The sequence below is a fragment of the Cohnella sp. LGH genome, assembly GCF_017671885.1.
GTDB classification, from domain to species: domain Bacteria; phylum Bacillota; class Bacilli; order Paenibacillales; family Paenibacillaceae; genus Cohnella; species Cohnella phaseoli.
Genome location: NZ_CP072117.1, coordinates 8,555,143 through 8,577,098 on the forward strand (window position 1 = coordinate 8,555,143; position 21,956 = coordinate 8,577,098).

General features: G+C 54.6%; 16 protein-coding genes. 7 read left to right on the forward strand and 9 right to left on the reverse strand.

Going from position 1 to position 21,956, the window contains the following annotated elements:
• Nucleotides 1-219 precede the first annotated feature (219 nt).
• From J4772_RS35285 to J4772_RS35305, 5 genes are all read right to left on the reverse strand, one after another.
• On the reverse strand, nucleotides 220-561 hold the full coding sequence (locus J4772_RS35285; RefSeq protein ID WP_116063840.1) for a zinc ribbon domain-containing protein YjdM: 342 nt from the start codon (nucleotides 559-561) through the stop codon (nucleotides 220-222).
• Nucleotides 562-632: 71 nt separating this feature from the next.
• Nucleotides 633-1,319: a hypothetical protein gene (locus J4772_RS35290; protein ID WP_209073455.1), complete on the reverse strand. Its 687-nt coding sequence runs from the start codon at nucleotides 1,317-1,319 to the stop codon at nucleotides 633-635.
• A 115-nt stretch (nucleotides 1,320-1,434) separates the two neighbouring features.
• The gene (locus J4772_RS35295) at nucleotides 1,435-2,970 is read right to left on the reverse strand and encodes a diguanylate cyclase domain-containing protein (protein WP_209073456.1); all 1,536 of its coding nucleotides are present in this window, start codon (nucleotides 2,968-2,970) and stop codon (nucleotides 1,435-1,437) included.
• 209 nt (nucleotides 2,971-3,179) lie between these two features.
• Nucleotides 3,180-4,550 carry an NADP-specific glutamate dehydrogenase gene (gdhA, locus tag J4772_RS35300; protein WP_209073457.1) on the reverse strand — a complete coding sequence of 457 codons (1,371 nt, stop codon included), beginning with the start codon at nucleotides 4,548-4,550 and terminating at the stop codon, nucleotides 3,180-3,182.
• A 168-nt stretch (nucleotides 4,551-4,718) separates the two neighbouring features.
• Nucleotides 4,719-5,696, reverse strand: a complete 978-nt coding sequence (locus J4772_RS35305; protein ID WP_209073458.1) for a diaminopimelate dehydrogenase — start codon at nucleotides 5,694-5,696, stop codon at nucleotides 4,719-4,721.
• A gap of 317 nt (nucleotides 5,697-6,013) precedes the next feature.
• Between J4772_RS35305 and J4772_RS35310 the strand changes: the two genes are divergently transcribed.
• The 5 genes from J4772_RS35310 to J4772_RS35330 all read left to right on the forward strand — a co-directional run bounded on the left by J4772_RS35310 (nucleotide 6,014) and on the right by J4772_RS35330 (nucleotide 10,880).
• A complete protein-coding gene (locus tag J4772_RS35310) occupies nucleotides 6,014-7,102 on the forward strand; it encodes a winged helix-turn-helix domain-containing protein (protein WP_256442746.1) in 1,089 nt (362 codons plus the stop codon).
• 61 nt (nucleotides 7,103-7,163) lie between these two features.
• Nucleotides 7,164-8,417: an MFS transporter gene (locus J4772_RS35315; RefSeq protein ID WP_209073459.1), complete on the forward strand. Its 1,254-nt coding sequence runs from the start codon at nucleotides 7,164-7,166 to the stop codon at nucleotides 8,415-8,417.
• A 206-nt stretch (nucleotides 8,418-8,623) separates the two neighbouring features.
• A complete protein-coding gene (locus J4772_RS35320; protein ID WP_209073460.1) occupies nucleotides 8,624-8,818 on the forward strand; it encodes a response regulator transcription factor in 195 nt (64 codons plus the stop codon).
• Nucleotides 8,819-8,998: 180 nt separating this feature from the next.
• Nucleotides 8,999-10,288, forward strand: a complete 1,290-nt coding sequence (locus J4772_RS35325) for an AAA family ATPase (RefSeq protein ID WP_209073461.1) — start codon at nucleotides 8,999-9,001, stop codon at nucleotides 10,286-10,288.
• Nucleotides 10,289-10,355: 67 nt separating this feature from the next.
• On the forward strand, nucleotides 10,356-10,880 hold the full coding sequence (locus J4772_RS35330) for an RloB family protein (protein ID WP_247741259.1): 525 nt from the start codon (nucleotides 10,356-10,358) through the stop codon (nucleotides 10,878-10,880).
• 190 nt (nucleotides 10,881-11,070) lie between these two features.
• Here the strand turns inward: J4772_RS35330 and J4772_RS35335 are convergent, their stop codons facing one another.
• Genes J4772_RS35335 through J4772_RS35345 form a run of 3 tightly spaced genes read right to left on the reverse strand, consistent with a single transcriptional unit; the run spans nucleotide 11,071 to nucleotide 14,603 of the window.
• On the reverse strand, nucleotides 11,071-13,128 hold the full coding sequence (locus J4772_RS35335; RefSeq protein WP_209073463.1) for a carbohydrate-binding domain-containing protein: 2,058 nt from the start codon (nucleotides 13,126-13,128) through the stop codon (nucleotides 11,071-11,073).
• Nucleotides 13,129-13,173: 45 nt separating this feature from the next.
• A complete protein-coding gene (locus J4772_RS35340) occupies nucleotides 13,174-13,854 on the reverse strand; it encodes a DUF4956 domain-containing protein (protein ID WP_209073464.1) in 681 nt (226 codons plus the stop codon).
• Entirely contained in the window at nucleotides 13,851-14,603 is a 753-nt protein-coding gene (locus J4772_RS35345; protein WP_209073465.1) for a polyphosphate polymerase domain-containing protein, read from the reverse strand. The genes J4772_RS35340 and J4772_RS35345 overlap by 4 nt, the downstream gene beginning before the upstream one ends.
• Before the next feature lie 201 nt (nucleotides 14,604-14,804).
• Here J4772_RS35345 and J4772_RS35350 point away from each other — a divergent pair, with 201 nt between their 5' ends.
• Complete coding sequence (locus J4772_RS35350; protein ID WP_116063830.1) at nucleotides 14,805-15,482, forward strand: response regulator transcription factor; 678 nt, start codon at nucleotides 14,805-14,807, stop codon at nucleotides 15,480-15,482.
• Nucleotides 15,482-16,768, forward strand: a complete 1,287-nt coding sequence (locus tag J4772_RS35355) for a sensor histidine kinase (RefSeq protein ID WP_209073466.1) — start codon at nucleotides 15,482-15,484, stop codon at nucleotides 16,766-16,768. The genes J4772_RS35350 and J4772_RS35355 overlap by 1 nt, the downstream gene beginning before the upstream one ends.
• A gap of 116 nt (nucleotides 16,769-16,884) precedes the next feature.
• On the opposite strand, the gene J4772_RS35360 is transcribed toward J4772_RS35355, so the two are convergent.
• Nucleotides 16,885-21,951, reverse strand: a complete 5,067-nt coding sequence (locus J4772_RS35360; RefSeq protein WP_209073467.1) for an S-layer homology domain-containing protein — start codon at nucleotides 21,949-21,951, stop codon at nucleotides 16,885-16,887.
• Between the last annotated feature and the right edge of the window lie 5 nt (nucleotides 21,952-21,956).

Genomic DNA, 21,956 nt, shown 5'->3' on the forward strand with positions numbered 1-21,956 from the left:
AGGCCGCGAATTTAAAGCGGAAAATCCTTCATAATTTCTGCTCAGAGGGCGGAACCGACGATTTAAAGCGGGAAACCCGCCCTAATTTTGCCCAAAGGGATGAATCGCAGATTTAAAGCGGAGAATCCTCCTTAAATGGCTCGAAAAGAGGGCTGCGGCGCATTTAGAGCGGCTTTTCCGCTCTAAATAAAACGCGAGCTCCCAAGCAGCGAGTCGCTATTACGCCTTCTTGACGAATTCCGACTTTAGCTTCATCGCCCCGAAGCCGTCGATCTTGCAGTCGATGTCATGGTCGCCTTCGACCAGACGAATGTTTTTGACCTTCGTTCCGACCTTGACTACGAGCGAACTGCCTTTGACCTTCAGGTCCTTGATCACCGTTACGGTATCGCCGTCCTGAAGAACATTGCCGTTGGCATCCTTCACGACCTTCTCTTCCTCGTTCGCACCCGTCTCTGCGCCAACGCTCCATTCGTGCGCGCATTCGGGGCAAATCCAGATTCCTCTATCCTCATAAGTATATTCGGATTGGCATTTCGGACAATTCGGTATATCAGACATGGTGTAACCTCCAAATCAATTGATAGCCGACGGCTTGGCTTGCCTTGGGCCGCAAGTAAAAAGAAAAGATGTTATTTGAACACGTTGAAAATATAAGCAATCGCATGCCAGAGGGTCACGCAGACGTTCCAGAGCACTGGAATCAGGTTCGCGATACTATGAATCGGGTGGAACAACAAGCCGACGATACTGCCGATCAGCAGCATAATGATTGCGAGCCCTACCCCGGTAATCGCATGGAGGATGTCCCAGAAAATAAACGCTATTTTCATCCCAAACCCGACTGCGCTGCCGACTTTGCCGGAGTTCGCGAAAGCTTCCTTCTCGATGGCGATGTCCGTTTTAATATTGTGTATCAGCTTGGAGGGCGTATTCACGATATAAGAGACGTTGTATAGAAGATTGGTCGACATATCGAGCGATGTCGGCACGTAATTGCCCGACTTAAACTTCAGATGGTATCTGATGTCCGTCTCTCCAAAGGCGAGCGCCATCTCCCTCTTCGTTTTGGCGTCCATCTTCTTGACGGAAGGCCCCAGCGTTTCCATCAAGGCGACAAGATCAGCTTTGCTGTATTCGCCCGTGCTCGCTTCCAGCAAACCTGCCATGCCCTCGTCGGCGCTCTGACTGTCGTTTACGGTCGAGTAGGCGGCTACAACCACCTTCAGTTGATACACATCGTCAACATCTCCGCTGATGGCTTGCGATCCGTACAGGACGACCAAGAGTATGCCAACCCATCCCCATAGCTTTTCCATTCTTGCTGCACTTCCTTCTTCTATAGGCAGATTTCATCCTGTCCAATCATACTATGGATGGGTATATATTCCTATCCCTTTTGTCGAAAACGTCTTCTCCCTTACAACCGCAGCCTTACGATTTCACCCTGCTCCCTGCCCGATTATCCCGCTTCATCCGATACATCGTCTTATCGGCATGCATCATCAGAGCGTCGGCGTCGGAGCCGTCCTCTGGGTAGAGAGCGGCCCCCAGACTCATATAGACCGACAGAAGCTGGTCCCGGTACCACAGCTCCTCCTCGGCGATTCTCCATTGCAGACGATACATCATTTCTTCGACGAAGGCGGGCGACGGAGCGTGGCGGATAAACAGGACGAATTCGTCCCCGCCAAGCCGCGCGGCCATACCGACCGGCGCCGCCGTCTCTCCGATCAGGCGAGCGACATGACGCAGCACCTCGTCTCCCGCCTCATGGCCGTATTTGTCGTTAGTCTCCTTGAACCGGTCCAGATCGATCAGAATCACGGCGAGGCGCAGGCCATCCCTCTCGGCATTGCCGATCGCTTCCTGCAGCTGCTCGTAGAAATATCTGCGATTCGGCAGCCTCGTAAGCGAGTCGTGGAAGGCCAGAAACCGAATCTGCTCCTGCCCCTCCTTCCGTTCGGTAATATCCCGAACGATCAGAATGACATGAGGCTCGTTGTCGACAGTTACGTAATCCCCATCGATCAGGACATAAAGCCGTTGGCCGCTGCTGTGAATCGTCGTCTCGTAATCCTTAATCGGCTGCTCGTCTTGAATACGCTTTCTCAGGTCCTGGTCGACAAGCTCGAACAACGAACACTTCCGCTCCCCAATCCAATCGAATAGCCTTCTTGCGCTCGGATTAGCTTCTTTAATCCAGCCGGACCGCTCCACAAGCAGGATAGCAGCCGGATTGAGATTAAACAATTTTTCATATCGCTTGGCTGCAAAATCAAGAAACTCATATCGGATCATGGCCAGACGAAGCACAAAACACCAAATCACCCCGCCGTAAATATACGAGTAGGGCGGCAGTCCGTCAAACTGGAAATAACCGAACACCGCATGCCAGCAGGTGCAAATGATAACGCCAAGGCCGAGCAGATTGAAAAGCGCCCTATGTTCCGGAGTCGTCGCTCTAATCCTTCCTTTATAAATCACGACCAAATAGAGAGAAGTAAACAGGATGCTCGCGGTAAGCGCAGCATAGAAAGGAACATTATAGACGGGATACATCCACACCCCGCTCTGGACAAATTCGCTGGAGGTGATGATCTCCCTGCTGCTTAACAAATTCACAGGAATGATGGCAAGAGGCACATAGAAGATAGCAGGGTAGAGATAGCGCGGCATACGCTTGTCCATTCCGGAAAACTTAGCCAGGAAGTGGAAGCCCAAACCGGGCATAATAATGCCGATATTGGAGAACCATATTGCGGTTAGAGCCGGGCTGGCGGAAATAGGCAGCTGATGTCGGACATACTCTCCCGCGAACAGCAAAATATATACGACAGAGGTCAGCGCAATTAACCGATGCTCGACTTTCCGGGGGTTTCGCGTCAAGACGTCCGTGCCCATGTAGGCGAAAAAGAGAATCGGGAACAAGTAAGCGAGCGTAAATGTTAAAACTGCTGACTGACCCATGTGGTTCACATCTCTTCCGATCATGATGTGGAATTCTCTGTTGCTTTCGTTATAGGACATCCTTCTTGTTGATAAATTTCTACAAAATGAAAGAGATTCCTGCAAATATGAAGAAGATTTCGCTATTGGGTGCACAAAAAAAGAAGCGACGCATGGACACATCCATGGCCGCTTCCCCCTATCCATTATAAAGTCCAGGCTCTAGCCGCTTATACGACGCCTTGAGCGATCATTGCATCGGCGACTCTGACGAAGCCGGCGATGTTGGCGCCGTATACCAGGTTGCCCGGATGGCCGTACTTCTCGGCCGCCTCAACGCTGTGACGATAGATGTTGCGCATAATGTCGTGCAGCTTGCTGTCGACTTCCTCGAACGTCCAGGACAAGCGCATGCTGTTCTGGGACATTTCCAGCGAGGATACGGCTACCCCGCCGGCATTGGCCGCTTTGGCCGGTCCGAACAGCACGCCGTTGTTCAGGAACACGTCGATCGCAGCCAACGTAGAAGGCATGTTCGCGCCTTCGCCGATCGCTTTGACGCCGTTCTCTACGAGCAGAGCAGCCGCATTCTCGTCGATCTCGTTTTGCGTCGCGCAAGGAAGCGCGATATCGCAAGGGATGGACCAGATGCCTTCGCAGCCCGGTGTATAAGTCGCTTGAGGGTGCTTCAGAACGTAATCGCTGATCCGCTTGCGCTCGACTTCTTTCAATTGCTTCACGAGATCAAGGTCGATGCCGTTCGGATCGTAGATATAGCCGTTGGAGTCGCTGCACGCCACGACTTTCGCGCCGAACTGTTGAGCCTTCTCGATCGCATAGATCGATACGTTGCCAGAGCCGGATACGACAACCGTGCTTCCCTCGAAGCTGAGGCCCTTCGCTTGCAGCATCTCGTGCACGAAGTAGACGCAGCCGTAGCCAGTCGCTTCCTTACGCGCCAAGCTGCCGCCGTAGCCCAGCCCTTTGCCTGTCAGAACGCCAGCCTCGTGGCCGCTTCTGATCCGCTTGTATTGGCCGAACATGTAGCCGATCTCGCGCGCGCCAACTCCGATGTCGCCGGCAGGAACGTCAACGTCCGGACCGATGTAGCGATATAATTCCGTCATGAAGCTTTGCGTGAAACGCATGACTTCTTGGTCCGATTTGCCCTTAGGATCGAAGTCGGAGCCGCCTTTGCCGCCGCCGATCGGCTGGCCGGTCAAGGAGTTTTTGAAGATTTGCTCGAAGCCGAGGAACTTGATGATGCTCGCGTTAACGGAAGGGTGGAAACGAAGGCCGCCCTTGTATGGCCCGAGAGCGCTGTTGAACTGAACGCGGAAGCCGCGGTTGACTTGAGGAACGCCTTTGTCGTCCAGCCAAGGCACCCGGAAGTAGACAACGCGCTCAGGCTCCGTGATGCGCTCCAAAATTCTATGCTCAATGTAACTCGGGTTCACTTCGAAAACCGGAACTAGAGAATCGAGAATTTCTTTGACCGCTTGGAAGAATTCTTTCTCCCCCTGGTTGCGGTTAATGACCGTCTCATAAACCGATTGCACGTAATCCTTCGCAGCTTGCTGCCTATCCAGAACTGTGGTCAATTGTGGACGCTCCTTTAGTCTGAACGGCTTCCCCTATGCGGAGCCGTTTACAGTTAATTTAGAATTTTATATTATAGCGCATCTGTAGTTACAAATTCTAATGAAATGCGCTTTATAGTTCAAATAAAAGATTTTTTCGCTTCCGATTAAAAATGGCAATGAACCAGTTTATAGCAAATCGCGACGCAGCTCCGCTCCCGATTTTGGAGACAGATAAGCGTACGGAATGTCGAATACCGTTCTTGCGCCCGTCTGGCCTTCCCGGCTTAACCGGGCAGCCGCTCGCGCATAAGCGACAAGCACGCTTGCGGTAAATTCCGGATTGCTCTCCAGCTTTAAGCCAAATTCAATCAGTTGCTTCCGGTCTTCTCCGGTTACACCGCTGCGAATGACGAATCCGCCGTGAGGCATGCCTTGGTGCTCGGCCTGCAGTTGCTCCTCGGTAATGAACGTCACCGTCGTGTCGTAGTCCGCGAAATAGTTCGGCATCGTCACGATCGCCTCGCGAATCGCATCCTGATCGGCGCCTTCCTCCGCTACGACGAAGCAGTCGCGCAGATGCTTCTCCCGAGTCGTCAGGTCCGGAGTCTCGCCAGAGCGAATGCGTTCGATCGCCGCTTGCGAAGGAACCGTGTATTGTACGCCGGCCTTGACGCCAGGTACGCGCCGAATCGCATCGGAGTGGCCTTGGCTGACGCCTTTGCCCCAGAACGTGTACCCTGTGCCTTGCGGTAAAATCGATTCAGCCAACAGTCGATTCAGCGAGAACAGCCCCGGATCCCATCCGGTCGAGATCACGCTAAGGTTGCCGCCTTGCTTCGCTGCGGCATCGACCGCATCGTAAAACTCCGGAATTTTCGCATGCGTATCGAAGCTGTCCACCGTATTGAACATGCGAGCGATCGCCGGCGTCTGCTCCGGCAAATCGGTTGCCGACCCGCCGCACAAGATCATTACATCTATAATACCTTTATACTGCTCCGCCGCGGAGATGTGTTCGGACTTTACGCCTCCCGCCGCCAACTGCTCCGGCTGCCTGCGCGTAAATACGGCAACCAGCTCCATGTCCGGATTTTGCGCAAGCGCCTTCTCCGCTCCCTTGCCCAAATTGCCGTAGCCGACAATTCCTATCTTAAGCTTGCCCATTTCTTTCCTCCCGGGATTTTCCGCTAATTTGTAGAAAATCAACAAATTTTCTGCATTGATATTTTAGTATTTTAAGATCATAAACGTTTTTATGCAAATGTAATATTTATATACTGCAATTATAATGCAAATCATTCGTCATATAGTGCAAACGACCTGTGAATTATTCATAACTTTTAGCGGCTGATGACCGTCTCCATAGACTGAAATCTGGAATGCGGGCTAAAGTGTTATACTAAAGAAATATTGTTCACTCGGGGGAAAGCCATGATCCGCTTGACTCGGACACTTATCAAGCCGAATACGCCGGACAGAGCATCCGCCTGCTGCCGAAGGAATTCGCGCTGCTGCGTTATCTGTATGAACATTCGGGGCGCTCGTTCGCCAGAGACGAGCTGCTGGACGCGGTCTGGCCGTTGGAAGCTCCCGGCGATCGGACTGTCGACGATCATATTTATCGCGTGCGCAAGAAGCTGATTCCGTGGTCCCATCTGCTACGCTTGGAGACGATTCGCGGGCAAGGCTATAAGCTGACGCGTCTTGCCCCGAAGACACAGTCGAACCCGCTGCTACAGGACGAACAATTCGTAGCCGACGCCAGCCGAATGCTGGCCAAATACCACGGCCTGGGAATGGGCGCGGCGATGCGGGTTCTGTCGGCCAATCGCGACGTACTCGGCCTGCCGGGCGACCCGTTCTACGACGCCTATATCCGGTTCGTCAGCGGCGACTTCGCATGGCTGCTCGAGACGGACGAACTCAGCCGCCCGCAACAGGCCGTCTACGCGTTGTTTATCCATGCCTCCATTCAATTCGACGCGCATGCCTCGCTGCGCTATTTCGATAAGCTGATTGCCCGAGGAAGCGAGCTGACGCGGGCATGGCTGAACGACCTGAAGCTGAACGCAGCTTACCTCGCTCTGGCGGCCGGGTTTCCGCAGCAAGCCCGCGAACGTCTTAACGAAATCCGCGCGGAAATCGCAGATATGGATTCGCCCAGCTTCACTGCTCTATTTCTGTTAAAGGAAGCTCTTGTGAGCATGGAGGAGAGCCATTCGGAGGCGACGGCCGCCAAGCTGACGGAATGCGATACGCTGCTGGAGCGACATCCGATTCGGCGCGAACGGGGCGCCTATCTCGTCGCTAAAGGCCTCTATCTATATGAGCAAGGCGCCCCGGCCCGCGCCCGGCAATCGATCGAAGAAGGAATGGAGACTACGCGGCAGACGCAGTTCATCCCGCATTTGCTGAACAGTCTGCAATTGATCATCCGCTGCTTGGAGGCACACCCTTACGACGACGCTTGCCTGCAAAATTATCGGCGGCAATGGGACGCGATGGCCGCGCAATACCGTTTCGCCGAACTGCTGCCCAAGGCGCGGCGACTGCTCGATACCCGCCTCTGATCATTCTCTGACAATCCCTTGCTAAGCTGATTTTAACGATCAGAAGCAGGGGGTTTTTCTCATGTTCCTATTACGCACCAATCGCACCTTTGCCAAAATGTTCGCCGCCTACGGGCTGGCCGCATTCGGAGATTATCTGGACCTTATCGCCGTCTCGATTATTATGGGATTCGTATGGAAGGTGGATGCGATGACGATGGCGCTGCTGCCGCTTGCCTTCGCCATTCCCGGCATTGCGCTCAGCCAGACGGCGGGGATACTGGCAGACAGATGGAATAAACGCAATCTGCTGATTGCGGCGGATCTGATTCGCGCCGCCCTGACGATCGCGCTGATGTTCGCGCCCAACGTCTGGACGCTGCTCGGACTGATCGCGCTGCGCTCCTCCGCTCGCGTCTTCCACTTCCCCGCCCAACAATCGATGACGCGATCCGTCGTTCCCGCCGATCAGTTGCTTAAAGCCGCTTCGCTTAACGGAGCCGTCTTCCAATTGTCCAAGGCGTTCGGACCGCTGATCGGCGCAACGGTAGCCGCCGCGTTCTCTCCCGCCGCCTGTATGGGCGTTAACGCGATATGCTACACAATCTCCGCGCTGCTGCTCCTGTCCGTTCCGTTGCAGCGCGGAAGCGCGGGCACACGTCAGCCTGAATCTATGCGGACGGCCTGGCGAGACGGCTGGCTCATCGTTCTGAGAACCCGTTTGCTACTGACCAGTATCTCGTTCGCCTTAATCGGTCTTGCCGGCATTCAACTGGTGGACGCCCAGCTCGCGACGTTATTGCGCGAAGTGACGCCGGAGCGACCTGAACTGATCGGCTGGCTTGTCTCCTCAATCGGGGCGGGCGGTCTTGTCGGCGTCGTCTGGCTGCGCCGTTTTAAGCGCCTTTCATCCTACGGCTGGCCGCTGGGTGGAGGAGTAACGCTGATCGGCTGCATGTTCGCTGCCGCAGGCTGCTTCCAACCGGACACTCCGCTATGGTTCATTCTGCTATCTTCCTTCGCCGGAGGCGTCGGAACAGGCTTTACCTCGGTAGGCATGAACTATATCGTACAGAAGGAGACGCCCGCCGATGCGGTCGGCCGCGTCAGCGGCATTATGGAGTCGTTAAGCGGCGTCCTCTTCGTAGGCGCCCCGCTGGCCGGAGGAGCGCTTGTTCAGCTCTGCGGTGTATCCCCGGCGTTCCTCTTCGTAGGCTTTGCGATCGGCATCGTCGGAATCTCGGGAATTGTCCTGCAGCGACGATTATGGCGTATCCCTTCGCCCGTCGCGAAGTCGGATACGGTTCTTGGGCAGGCCCCGGATTTACCGGGATAATGGTATACTTGGAGCAATATACAGCTTAGTTATCTCGGACAAAGGAAGTCGAAGCGCTTGAAATCCTGAACAATCTCGCTAAAGCAAGTTACTCGCCGGCAATGGTGGATACCGGCAGGGAGCGCCTTAGCGGCGCTTGCCGTTTGCCGCCTGCTGTGGACTCTCCACTTCATGCCCGCAACTTATGCGACTGCCGAAGGCGGAGATTGGAACGCAATCAAGTTCACGAAGATACTCTGACGGCCAAAAGCAGACCCGAGGATATCGAAGCCGGTCTGCTGTCGGGCGCGAACGACTATGTGGTCTATTCGGTGAACGCCATTGAGCTGCGCGCCCGGGTTCGAGCGCTGAAGGGTCTCCGGAAGCTGGTCGGTCAACGCCTGAATATCGAGGCGGCCTAGCTTCAGGCCCAGATCAAGCCGCACTTTGTTCTGAATTTGCGGGCCAGCTTCAACACATCAGCGTTGAGAATCGAGGATGAGTCCCCATCTCTTAATAAGCTTATTTGATAAAATAATGCAAATTGTTATAATAAGATAAGGATCAGGACACACTGTAAAGGTAGTCTAGGAGGGATAAAAATGCTAGTGGCCTTCAGTTGCAAAAACTACGGTCCATTTCGTGATCAAGCTGTTTTTAGCATGGAAGCAACCGCTATGAACGAGTACAGGGATTTTAATACATTTATGACTCCCCACGGGACCTGCCTAAAAAGTGCGTTTATTTTTGGCGCCAACGGCAGCGGAAAGACGAATTTATTTAAGGCAATCGAATTTATGAAACAGATGGTGCTCTTTTCAATCTTTGACGGGAGAGCAGCCATGAGAAACAGTCATTTTCAATTCCACTCGAACGCAAATGAAATTCCGACAGGATTTGAAATGACTTTTGCAATAGAAGATGTCTTATGGTCGTATGGTTTCGAATTGCTAAAAGGAAAAGTCATCAAAGAATGGCTGACTACCAAACAAAAACGCTCGACAAAAGTATTCGAAAGGACATCCTCTGATTGGAAGTCTATTTCTTTATACGGAAAGTGGAAAAAATTCGACAGCATTAAAGAGCACACTAGAGACAATGCTTTGTTTCTCTCGTTGGCAGCCATGTTAAACGTTGCTCCGGCGATCAGTTTGAGAGACTGGTTTGAAAAACTGCTCGTATACACGAATATAGATGAACTTTCTCCGGGGGAAACTGTCGGCCTTCTTGAGGAAGACCCGGAAATAAAACAAGAGATTCTGTCCTTTTTACGGACTGCGGATCTTGGAATTGATGATTTTGAAATAGAAATCGAAGAAGAGGATATGTCGGAGAACGAAAAGCAGGATACTCTGAAAAGCTTCACGGGCACACCGGAACAAATAAAAATGGTGCTCAATTTGAAGAAACGCAGCATAGATTTGAACACCTTGCATCGGATCTACGACGACGATAACAAAGACGTAGGTTCAGTATCGCTCCCATTTATAAAATTTCAATCGGCCGGAACAATTAAAATGTTCGAACTTCTTGGTCCCATCCTTCGAACCCTCCGCAACGGCGGAACTCTCATTATAGATGAAATCGATTCTAAGCTTCATCCCTTGCTGATAAGATACATCGTAGCATTGTTCCATTCGCTTGATAAAAATGTGGGTAATGGTCAGCTTATCTGTAATACCCATGATGCATTATTGTTTGAAGAACCAATAAGAAGGGATCAATTTTGGTTTATCAAGAAAAGCAATACAGGGGCAAGCGAGCTTTACTCACTGGCTGATTTCCAAAATGTGCGGAAAAATGACCTTTTGTTGAAAAAGTACTTAGTTGGCGTATTTGGGGCAATTCCCTTTAGTTATGAGGGAGAGCCAGAGGCACAACATGCGGAGTAGGAGCAATCTTAAACCGTACTCCGGACGGAAAAACCAATCTAAGCCTCTTAGAGACGTCATTTTGATTGTGTGCGTAGGAGAGACAGAGCAAATCTATTTCGATCAGTTTAAGCTTGATTTAGGTAAAATTAAAATAAAGACAATTCAAGAAGCCGTTAGTCCCAGGCAATTAGTTGAAAGAGCTTCAAAAGAGAAAGCCCACGGCAGCTTCGCTCAGGTATGGTGTATTTTTGACAAAGATGACTATGCTGACTTTGACGAAGCGATTGAATTAGCAGAGAAGAAAGGAATTCGGGTAGCGTTTTCCAACCAGGCATTTGAAATATGGTACATATTACATTTTGAAAAAACTACTGCAGCGTTACACAGAGATAGATACAAAAAAAAGCTGACAGATTTATTAGGCTTTGAATACTCGAAAACGGACTCGAAGGTTTACAAAAGCCTCCACAGTAATGTTGAGAAAGCGATAATGAATGCAAAATGGGGACATCAAAGGCTTGCAGTAGACAAACAAGGCCGACCGTCCGCGTGGGAATCATCCACTACTGTATATAAACTTGTCGAAGAATTGCGAAGATGGTTAAAGTGATCATAAGAAATGGCCGGGATTCGGAAAACGAGGCCGTCCTATAAGCGCTTCAAGTTGGCCTGAACGATAATCGATGATAAAGGTGCACGAGGTGCAGCCCCTTACTCGATCATCTCAAGTAACTCTGCTTATGGGACAGCCTCCTAATTAGCGTCATGCGTTGGCTTAGGGAAAATAAATCGCTAATTCGTCAGGGCATTCTCTCGCCGCGGCCTCTGCCGCCGCCTCCCGGTCCGGCTCCCATGCCTCCCCGACCGCCTCCCATGCCCGAGTTGCCGGTCGTTACGCCGGTTTCGTCGACATAGGTCACCGCGCCATCGCCTAGCGTGAAGCTGACGACCTGAGTGTCCCCTGTCGTCTTCCCGGTCCCGTAGAAGCCGTCTTGGCCTTCGCCGTCGTTTGCGCCGCCCGTCGACAGCGTATAACTCGCGCCCGACTTCAACTCCGGAGTCGAGATAAGAACCGTTTGGAAGGCTTTCGTCGGAGCGATGGCCGCTACCGTATTGCCGCTGTCGTCTCTAAGCGTAACCAATGTGCCCGCTTCCTGCGCTTGAGGGAAGATCATCATCATGGAACGCTGAGCCGAGGCATCGGAAGGGGCTTGCGCCATACCCGCGCTGCCGGCCGCGATCAGCGTGCCGCCCGAATGCTCGAATGTGCCGTCGTAATCCAGCGCCCCATTGCCGTTGTTCGTAGGCCCGTTGACGAGCACGGTTCCGCCGCTCATGACGATCGAGCCGTTGGAGTCCAGGCCGTCGCCGCCTGCGTCCACCGCCAGATAACCGCCGGAGATCGTCAACAGCAGTCCGTTATCCGCTTGGCCGCCGCCTCCGAATCCTCCTGGCCCGCCTCCGCTTCCATCCGATACGTTCACGCCGTCATCGCTTGCGATTACGCGGGTTTCCCCGCCGGAGATCGTAAGGCTCGCACTCTCCAATCCTTCATAGCTGCTTGTAATGTCGATCGTCCCGCCTTCGATGGACAGGGCGGCATCCGCATGGATCGCATCGTCTCCGGAGGCCAAGTTCAATTGACCTCCCGAGATCAACACGCTCGCATTGCTGTGAACGGCATCGTCGGCCGCATCAATCTGAAATGTACCGCCCGCGACGACAAGGTCTCCGGCCGCTTTAAGCCCTTTGGCGCTCGTCGACTCGGTCTCTTCGGTCTCCTCGGTCGTCCCTGTATCCGTCGCCTCCTGCGGAGGCATAGCGCCGCCCTCTCCCGGAGCCGGCATATCCATGCCTTCGGGGGGCTGACCGAGGCCCTGATCGCCTCGACCGGCGCCGCCGAAGCCGCCGCCCGCCATCTCTTCCGCATGCGTCTTCGTCGAAGCCTGATACCCGCCCCCGGCGACGAGGCCGAACGTCCCTTCGGCGATGAAGAGAGAAGCTGCGGACTGGATCGCGTCGTTAACCGACCGAATGTCGAAGCTGCCGCCCTCCACTACGATCTCTCCTTTGCCTTCGTCCGTATCGTTCGTCGACTTGATGCCGTCTCCGCCCGACTCGATCGAGAAATCTCCATCCTTCACCGCGACCAGATCCTTCCCAACCAACCCGTCGTCTGCAGCCTTAACGACAAGCTTGCCGCTCATCACTTTCAGATCGTCTTTGGAGGTAATGCCGTCGTTAGAGTTGCCGTTCACGCTCAGCATGCCCGTGCCGTTGATCGTCAGATCGGCTTTACTGAATAAGGCGGCCGTCGGCGCGTCGTCGGACGTATCCGAATAGACGGCCGCGTCAGTCAGGCTATTCTCCGTTCCCTCCTGTAAGGTCACGATGACTTTGCCCGCCTCGATCAGATGGATCGCCGTTCCTGATTTGCTCGTCACGTCGGCTCCGTTCAACACCAGATGCACCACCTTGTCCGGCGCGTTCACTACGATCCGGCCGTCCTCCAGTTTGCCGCTTAACACATAGTCGCCGGCGGCGGAAATAGTCACAACGCCTTCGGACGCTTCCGCTCCCGAGCCGGTCACGGTCGCCGTCGAGCCGTTCAGCGCGATGGCCGTCGCGCTATCTGCGCTCCACTCTGTACGCATATCGTCCTCGTCGTACTTCACCGAATCTATCGCTCCCTTTCCGGCGACTTGAACGCTGGCCGCGGATGACGACGCCGGGTTTGAACCGGCAGAGGCGGCTGCCCCGGACGATAGAGTTCCCGCGGAAGTGGAGCTGCAGCCTGCCGCCAGCAGGGCGGACAGAAGCGTAAGGGCAAATAGTTTGGATCTATGTCGATTGTTCATGCTTTTCCCTCTTTTCTTGAGTATGGGTAGGCGAGCGTGCAGCGCTCAATATTCCTGCGTGACGGGACTCATCGTCAAGGTAATGTCGAGATTGCCGTTGCGTGTGCGCACTGCATCAAGCAGCTCCTTCTGGTCGGCGCCGGGAGGCAGCTTGATCGCGTACATGATTTCATACAAGCTGCCCAGTTCGGTCGTTCGTACTCTTTTCAGCTCATAGTCGACCTTAAACCTTCTAAAAACCTCATCAAACGCTTCCTCGTATCCCAAGCTTTCCGGGATTGTAATTTTCAGCGTCTTTAATGGGGATTTGACCGTTCCGAAACGCAGGCCCTTCAGCACAAACATCAGCCCGCAAAGTCCGATCGTGAATAGCGCCGCATACCCGTAAGCACCGACGCCGCAGGCCAATCCGGCAGCCATCGAGAACAGCACGTACGAGATATCTTTGGAGTCGCCAGGCGCGCTGCGGAAACGAATGATCGAGAAAGCCCCCGCCAGACTGAACGCCCGCGCGATATTGCTGCCAATCAGCAAAATGATGATAGCGACGATCGTCGGCAGAACCATCATGGTAAGTGTAAAGCTAGGCGAAAAGCCCTGCTGCGTCTTCATGTAAGTCCAACTGATGATTCCGCCCAGCAGGATCGCGATGCCGAACGTCAGCAGCGCCTGCTGCAAAGTGAGCGTTGTATCCGATGCAAAAGAATTAAACAGACTGTCGATCATAACACGATTCTCTCCCTTGCCGATTCCTCCGCCCGTTCGGCGTGCCGGATCGATTTCTTGTATTCATTGCCGTACTTGCTGAAGCTCGTACGATACATGCCCAGCTCCGACAGCAGCTTCGCCAGCCATACCGGGACCGTCTTCTCGGCTTTTACTTCCATCAGCCACTGGCCTTTGTCCATCAATTGCTCGCCGTAATCGCCGGCCTCCAGCTTGAGATCGCAGCGTCTGGAGCGGATATTCGTATCGAAGGTGATGCGTAAATCGCGATTGCCCTTGCAAAACATGGCGATTCGATCGTAAGCCAGATACGTCATCGGGCGCAGCTCGTACCGGGAGAGGAAATATTCGATCTCGGCGACGACCTGCTTGTTCATGCCCTCCCGATAAATAGGCGCCCTGCCCGATCGAACGAATTCGTATGCCTCGTCCAGCTTCATTGCGGAACGTCGCTTGTTGACGAGCCCAAACACTTTTTTCTTCAGTTCCACGTAAACCTTGGCGTCCGACTCAGGCACTCCGTAAGCACGGATGCGCAGCTTTTCCCGATACTTGGGTTTGGAGAGACTGTCGCGGATTAACGTATGATGGTCGGTATCATAGTACAGATTGCTGATGGAATAAAACTTGTCGTTGCGGTTGTAAGCGTCGAGCTCCATATATTCCATCAGACGGTTGTAGATGCCGTAGAAGGCTTTCGTATCCATGAGATACTTGTTTTCGTAACGGTTGAACACTTCGATCGCCATATGCGGCTCTCCCTTCTTCGTCGTCTCTTGTTCGGTCCTGCCATGTCTGTAGCTTAGATCGGGAACCTTTAGCGAAGCTTAAATTGTCAACGCTGTGTAAAATCTTTTCTCCTGCACGACTGGGAATGATAGGATTAAGGTTGATTAAAGGTTATCTTCCTACAATAGAGGCATGACGCAGAAGAAAGGGGCGTACGGCCCATGAGAATATTGATTGTAGAGGACGAAGTGAATTTGGCGGAGGCGCTGACGCAAATTCTGAAGAAGATGAACTACTCGGTGGATGCCGTCCACGACGGCCAATCCGGATTGGACAACGCGCTTAGCGGCATTTACGATCTGCTGCTGCTCGACATCATGCTGCCGGAGCTGGACGGGATAACGCTACTGAAGACGATTCGCCAGCAGGGCGTGTCCACACCCGTCATTATGCTGACCGCCAAAGGCGAAATAGACGATAAAATCGCGGGACTGGATTACGGAGCGGACGATTACATCGCCAAGCCGTTCGCGACGGGCGAACTGCTCGCCCGTATACGGGCAGCCCTCAGACGCAAGGGAGAGGTCGTTCCCGAGGATGCGCTGCGATTCGGGGATATCGAGCTGAACACCTCTACCCTTAAGCTGGCTTGCAAGGGCAAGGAGCTGAAGCTGATTCTGAAGGAAAGCGAGCTGCTGGAGCTTCTGATTACGAGGAAGCAGGCGGTGACGTCCAAGGAGCAAATTATCGAGAAGCTGTGGGGCTTTGATTCGGAGGCGGAGCATAACAATGTCGAGGTCTACGTGTCATTCCTGAGAAAAAAGCTGGCTTTCCTTAACGCTTCTGCTCGCATCTCCACCATTCGGGGCGTCGGGTACGTACTGGAGGCGACCGACTGATGTTCACGAGACTGCGCAACCGATTTCTGTTGATGAATATGGTCATTATTACCGTCATCATGTTTGTGGCGTTCGCTTCGATCTATGTCATTACGTACCAGAACGCGAATCGCGACATCAATATGGAGCTGGGCCGGGTGACAGAGTTCTACCGGATAGCGAGCGAGAATCCGGGGCGAGGCGGCGACAAGAAAGGCGGGCCGAACGGCGGAGGCCAGCCGCCGATGTTCGGGGGCGGCTCGAAGGGGCTGTCTTCCCCTCCGGAACGCTCCGTCTCCTTCGCGTTAAAGACAGACGTCGAGGGGGGGCTGCTGTCCGTAGACTCCCGCTTCGAAATGGAGGATGAATTCTACGACACGGCTGCCCGGAAGGCGATTGCCGATACATCGGGAGAAGGACGCGTCACCCTGGACGGCACACGCTGGGCTTACCGAGCGGAGGCCGACCTGAGCGGCGGTTACATGGTCGTCTATATGGACGTAACCGCTCAGCAGAACATTTTAACCAATCTGATCTATACGTTTGCCGTCGTTGCCCTTGTGATGCTGGCCGTCATCTTCGCCACAAGCCGTTATTTCGCCAATCGCTCGATCGCGCCGGTACGGGATGCGTTTGAGAAGCAGAAGAGGTTTATCGCCGACGCTTCCCATGAGCTGAAGACGCCGCTGGCCGTCATTCAGACGAATGCCGACGTGCTGCTGGCGAACGAGACGGACACGATTGGCGAACAAATCAAGTGGCTGCATCGGATCAAGTCGGAGACCGAGCGTATGAAGACGCTCACGAATGATTTGCTGTATTTGACGCAGATGGACGATTCGAGGGCGGAAACGCTTCATGTTCCGTTTAACGTCAGCGAAGCCGTCGAGAGCGTCGTTCTTGCCATGGAGGCCGTTATCTACGAGCGGTCGCTGAAGCTCGATTACGAGATCGAGCCCGATCTGACCGTCACGGGAAGCGCCGAGCAGCTCAAGCAAGTCGTCATGATTCTGTTGGACAACGCCATCAAATACAACCGCCCGGAGGGAACGATCGAGCTGACTCTGCGGCGGCACCACGGCCATATCGCGCTGACGGTGACGAACAGCGGTGCGGGCATCCCCGCCGAACAACTGGACAAGGTATTCGATCGCTTCTACCGCACCGATGCCTCCCGTTCGCGCAAGCAAGGGGGCTACGGCCTCGGACTCGCCATCGCGAAGTCGATCGTGGAGCAGCATAGGGGGAAAATTCAAGCAAGGAGCGCCCTTGGAGAAACAACCTCGTTTATTGTGCAGTTGGGCTGACCGTACCGCTTAGTACTACTTAGAACTGCTCCCAGTGAAAGCACCGAGCAAGCAGCAGGGCCGGATTCCAGGTTCAGTGACGAACCCGGAATCCGGCCCTTATTCGCTGTGCGGCGTCAGATTAATCCCGATCGCTGCAACAAGCGCTGAATGAGTACCGCAACTTCGGCACGGGAGATGTTGGCCTTCGGCTCCAGCTTGCCGCCTTTGCGCCCGCTGATCAACTCCGCCTTGGCCGTCGATGCAATCGCCTCTTTCGCCCATACGGCGGCATCGGCGCCATCTGCAAACTTCGATAGCAGAGCGTCGTTATCCAGCGCGTCCGTCTTGTCTGCCAGACCTGTCAGCCTCATCGCCTTAGCCGCGATCATCATCGCTTCCTCGCGCGTAATTTTGTCTGTCGGACGGAACGTTCCGTCCTTGAAGCCTTGAACAAGGCCGTAGGCTGCCGCCGTTCGAACGATGTCCGCATACCACGATTCGGCAGCTACGTCGCGGAAGGTTTGCTCGCCTTCACCCGGCTTCAGTCCCAAACCGCGAACGACCATCGCGGCGAATTCAGCGCGGGTAATATCGGCGCGGGGATCAAATCTCGTATCGGACACCCCGTTGATCACCATGCGAGAGCCCATGTCGTTGATCGCGTCCTTCGCCCAATGCCCTTGGACATCAGCAAACTCCACCGGATGCCAGACGACGGCGTAGACGCTGTTGGTCAAGCTGTTGATTGCCGCGTGATACGTTCCGTCGATAACCACGATCTTCGTCGGCACATGGCGGAACGAGCCGTCCCGCTCCACAACGATGCCGGTCGTAATCTTGTCGGAATCGATCCCGTCCGGCAAAGCGACGGTACGCTCCACGAACGCGCCGAACTTCGACACCTCCGCTGTCCGGCCGCCGTAAGACGCGCTAATCTTAAAATCAAGGGGAGGTAGAACGAGCGTGAAGCCGCCGTCTGCTGCGGCTGCCGCCACCGTTGCTGCCATCGATGAGGGAACGTCGGCAATCGAGATATGCATTTTGACTTGATCCGGCTTGACGCCCGTTCCCAACCGCCCGGATAACGCTCCGATACCGAGCTGTTCGGCCGGCACCGTATAAGAAGCCTTCGGAGTCTTGATAACCAACGTAGCGGAAGCTTCGGTCATTTTTTCGATGATTTGGCCGTCAAGTTCGGCAACGATAACATTCGCGGCAACGCCGACCGGAATCGTAACAACGGCGCCCGCGCCCGCTGCCCGGAGCTTCTCCAGCAGCTTGGCGGTATCGACGACGATCGTCGTCGTCTTCACGCCGCCGGACTCCGTTGTCGTGGCTTGGCCGGCGCTCTCCTTCTTGCCGTTCACAAGAACGACGAAGCCCTCGTCTTCGGCTGCGGGTGTCCCGCCGCCCGAAGAACCGGACGAAGGAGTGGATGGCGTGTTTGTCGATGGCTCTGCCGTTACCAGCGCGACGACCTGGCCGAATTTAACGAGCTTGCCGCTCGCATCCACTTCGGCCACGCCAATCTTGTCGCCGTTGGCCGCTACGATCAGACCGTTCGCAGGAAGATCCGAATAATCCGTAAGCGTCTGTCCTACGGACGGAACGATTACGGCCCCGCCGCCGAAATTGAAGTAGACCAGCTTATGGCCGGCATCCGTCACCGCCGGAGTTACGGTCAGCTTCGTCTTGCCGTCGTTGGACGACCCGCTCGGATCGGCTGCCGTTACAAACAGCACAGTAGCGAACGGATCGAAATATTCGATATCCCCGCCGTTCAGCTTGAAATTGAGCGGGCTATATACGCCGGCCAGCTTAAGTTCCAGCTCAGGAGCGTCGGCATCGTTCTCCGTGTCGATATAAAGCGTCGTGACTTGCCCCGAAACGGCTACCTGTACCGACCTGGCGGCTACGACAGTTCCGTCCCCGCTCGTTACCGTTCCGCCGGTGAAGTCGACAACGGGAGCGCCGTCGGCGTAACCGTTAATAATCGGCGTTCCGCCCGTATCGTTAACGTAGATAGCATTGCCGGGCGTGCCGATCTGCCCGTTCACCGAACCGCTTCGGAAACCGATAACGCGAATTCGGTCTCCGGAGCCAAAACCTTCGATCGTATCGGTTCCGTTGGTGTTCTCCCCGTAAGCGATCGTCTCCGCCCCTGCGCCCAGCTTGATCGAGTCCGCACCCGAAGACGCCCAAATATCGATTTCGTTGCCGCTCAAGGTGTTGTCGGAAACCTCGAGGGACGAGCCGGTCACGCTGGAGCCCTCCAGAATGGCAGTGCCGAAGCCTGCAATCACATTGTTGCGAACCGTGACATTTTTGCTGTAGTTAAGCCCGATTCCATCGTTAGAGTAACCCCCGTCGTTGGAAGTCGCGGAATTATGCCATGCGGGGACGGAAGGGCCAGTTATCGTGTTGCCTTCGATTACAAACCCGTCTGCAGCCTCCCACAGAAGAATGCCCGACGGACCGTACAGCCCCAGATTCAAATAGGCTCCGACCTGCCCCGGTTCGGGAATGACCAGGCCGATGTCCGTGATCCGGTTGTTCTGCACGATTCCGGACGTGCCCCGGCGGTCGCCGTTGCCTCCGCCGAGAGAGCTTCTGTCGGAAGAAGCGACTTGAATGCCGTTGCCTGTACTGTAAAGCGTTCTGCCATGTCCTTGGATCGTATTATTGCGGATATCGACTTCCAGCGCAGGCCCCCATGCCAAAATGGCGGTCTTGTGGAACCGAAGGATCTCGGAGTCTTGCACCGTTACTTTGTGCGCCCCCGTTCCGGCGGCTCCTTCGAGAAGAATGCTTTCGTTGTGATTGGCGCCCGACGGTTGATCCTGCGGCACGTAGTCGCTTGGCAACGACGCCGGCGCTCCCGAATAATCGGAATGCGTATCCCGGACGTCGACGATTTTGACGCGATCGATCGTGGCCGACGTATCTCGGACCGCAATGCCGCTGAACGTATACAGATCGGCGACCCCGTTATGCTGTGCAATATAGCCCTGCTTACGGCCGTCAATTGTCAGGTTCCGTATGGCGAATTGTCCGGGACTGCCCGCCTTAACGCCGACCACGGCATACACCTGCTGATCCTTCAGGTTAGTCCAAGCGCTGGGCATCAGCTTGTCCGAATCGGGCGAAGCCAATATCGTCTGATCGATGCCTGCGCCCTCCAACGTAATATTTTTGGTAACGGTCAATTGTTCCGTATGAACGCCTGGAGCGATGCCGACCGTATCACCGTCTGCCGCCGCATCGATCGCTCCTTGAATAGAGCCGAAATAGGTGGTGACGCCCTCATGCGTCAGGTTGGCATACACGGCTGTCGTTACGCTCGCCTTTGAGGCGGCCTGAGCTTCCGCGGAAGCGGACGAGCCCGCGAATACCGCCAGCTCCGGATAATAAACTTCGACGACGCGACCTTCGACAGTTGTCGCGTGCGGGCGCTTCGTCCAAACTCCGTCAGTCAGACCCGATAGACTTCCGGATTGGGCTGCTTGCAGCGCATTCGGTTCCGTCATCTCGCCCGTATTCAGCGGCATGCCGTTAAGCGTGTCGGTTTGACGGGAGGTGGTTGTATCGTAGTAGGTATGCGCAACAGCGTTACCCGAGTTCTGTCCGACAGAGCCTCCTCTCTTGACCGTAACTCCTTGGACAACACGCGGAACGCCCGTGGAAAAGCTGCTGCTGATATTGGAGTTGGCCCTCGCTTCTCCGACCAGGCCGCCCACTCTTTCTTGTCCGGCGGAATTCGCTTGGGCTTTACCGGTGCTATAGCTGTTGCTTATGCTGGACGTTACGGTGCCGCTTAATCCGACAAGAACTCCCGTCAAGCCCCCGGAACCCGCATTTCCCGTTGCTCCATCGCTGCGGCTGTAAGCATTGCCCGTGCTGTAGCTTTGATCGATCGAGGTTCCCCACGCATAACCCGCCAGACCGCCGGTATAGACAGGGCCGCTGCCGATCCAAGTTGCCGAAGCATCGCCAGTCGCATAGCTTCTCTCGATCAGGGCGGGCGCCGCCCCCCCTCGAGAGTATCCGACTAAACCTCCTGCAGCTAGCATGTAAGCCGTTTGTGCCTCGACAGTAACGCTGCCAGTGCTGTGACTATCGACGATTTTAGCCAGAGCGCTTGCATACCACAAATATCCGACCAGACCGCCTGCTGCGGTGACGTTGCTGGAAACCGCATTGCTTCTTAAACTAAGGTGTACATTCCCCGTTGCGTAGCTGTTATCAATTATGGTAGCTATGGCCGATCCGACTAACCCCCCCGCATAGGAAGTGTCTTTGCCTTCAATGTTCGTTACTGTGGCCGAGCTCCAGCTTCCGCTGATAGATGACCTGTCAGCATAACCGACGAGGCCGCCGGCCGACGGGCTCCCGTTCATACCCGCTCCGTTCGCGCTGATCGTGCCTTCGCTATAGCTGTCGACAATTTGACTGCCGCTTTTCGTAGATATACCGACCAAGCCGCCGACCTGTAGAACTTGATAATTGCTGGCTGCGTTAATCGAGACGGCCGCCGAGCTGGCGTTAATCAACCCGCCGTAATTATTCACGCTTCGATTGGAGCCGTTGCTGCCGACCAACCCGCCGACCGCCACGTCTCCTCCAACGACGGAAAGCGTTCCCGTCGCTTTGACTTCGGCAACCGTCCCTTCGTTCGTCCCCGCCACCGAGCCCACAAAAGCGACACCGGGACCAAGGGTTGCGTGTGGCGTATAGACGACATTGATATTTACTCCGGTCAGCTCTACGTTTTGAACCGTGCCTTCATGTCCAATAACGCCGAACAACCCGACTCTTCTTGTATCCGATGTGGACAACACGAGAGTTTCGGATATAGTCAATCCGCTTATGACGTAAACGCCGCCATCAAATGTTCCTTGAAACGGCGTACTTGAAGTTCCAATCGGAGTCCAATTATAGCCAGCCAGATCAATAGTGTCCGACAATTCGATCGTTTTGCCGTTGAAATCGTTTCCTGCGTTCACAAGCTCGGCCAATCCGGCTAGCTCGTCCGCCGTTTCGATCTGATAGAGCGCGACTCCAGGCGCGGATGTATACCAATTCGTATCCGGCGTCGAGCTTGCGGATGCGACGGGCAACCTGACGAGGGTCGCCAGCAAAGCCAAAGCGGTTATTGCTGCGAATGTCTTAAATGCTTTTCCTAATCTACGTTTCCCATTCAAAGGAA

Coding starts and splice junctions, on each gene's coding strand:
- J4772_RS35285 (WP_116063840.1), bottom strand. CDS start 561: ATGTCTGATATACCGAATTGTCCGAAATGCCAATCCGAATATACTTAT.
- J4772_RS35290 (WP_209073455.1), bottom strand. CDS start 1,319: ATGGAAAAGCTATGGGGATGGGTTGGCATACTCTTGGTCGTCCTGTAC.
- J4772_RS35295 (WP_209073456.1), bottom strand. CDS start 2,970: ATGGGTCAGTCAGCAGTTTTAACATTTACGCTCGCTTACTTGTTCCCG.
- J4772_RS35305 (WP_209073458.1), bottom strand. CDS start 5,696: ATGGGCAAGCTTAAGATAGGAATTGTCGGCTACGGCAATTTGGGCAAG.
- J4772_RS35315 (WP_209073459.1), top strand. CDS start 7,164: ATGTTCCTATTACGCACCAATCGCACCTTTGCCAAAATGTTCGCCGCC.
- J4772_RS35325 (WP_209073461.1), top strand. CDS start 8,999: ATGCTAGTGGCCTTCAGTTGCAAAAACTACGGTCCATTTCGTGATCAA.
- J4772_RS35335 (WP_209073463.1), bottom strand. CDS start 13,128: ATGAACAATCGACATAGATCCAAACTATTTGCCCTTACGCTTCTGTCC.
- J4772_RS35340 (WP_209073464.1), bottom strand. CDS start 13,854: ATGATCGACAGTCTGTTTAATTCTTTTGCATCGGATACAACGCTCACT.
- J4772_RS35345 (WP_209073465.1), bottom strand. CDS start 14,603: ATGGCGATCGAAGTGTTCAACCGTTACGAAAACAAGTATCTCATGGAT.
- J4772_RS35350 (WP_116063830.1), top strand. CDS start 14,805: ATGAGAATATTGATTGTAGAGGACGAAGTGAATTTGGCGGAGGCGCTG.
- J4772_RS35355 (WP_209073466.1), top strand. CDS start 15,482: ATGTTCACGAGACTGCGCAACCGATTTCTGTTGATGAATATGGTCATT.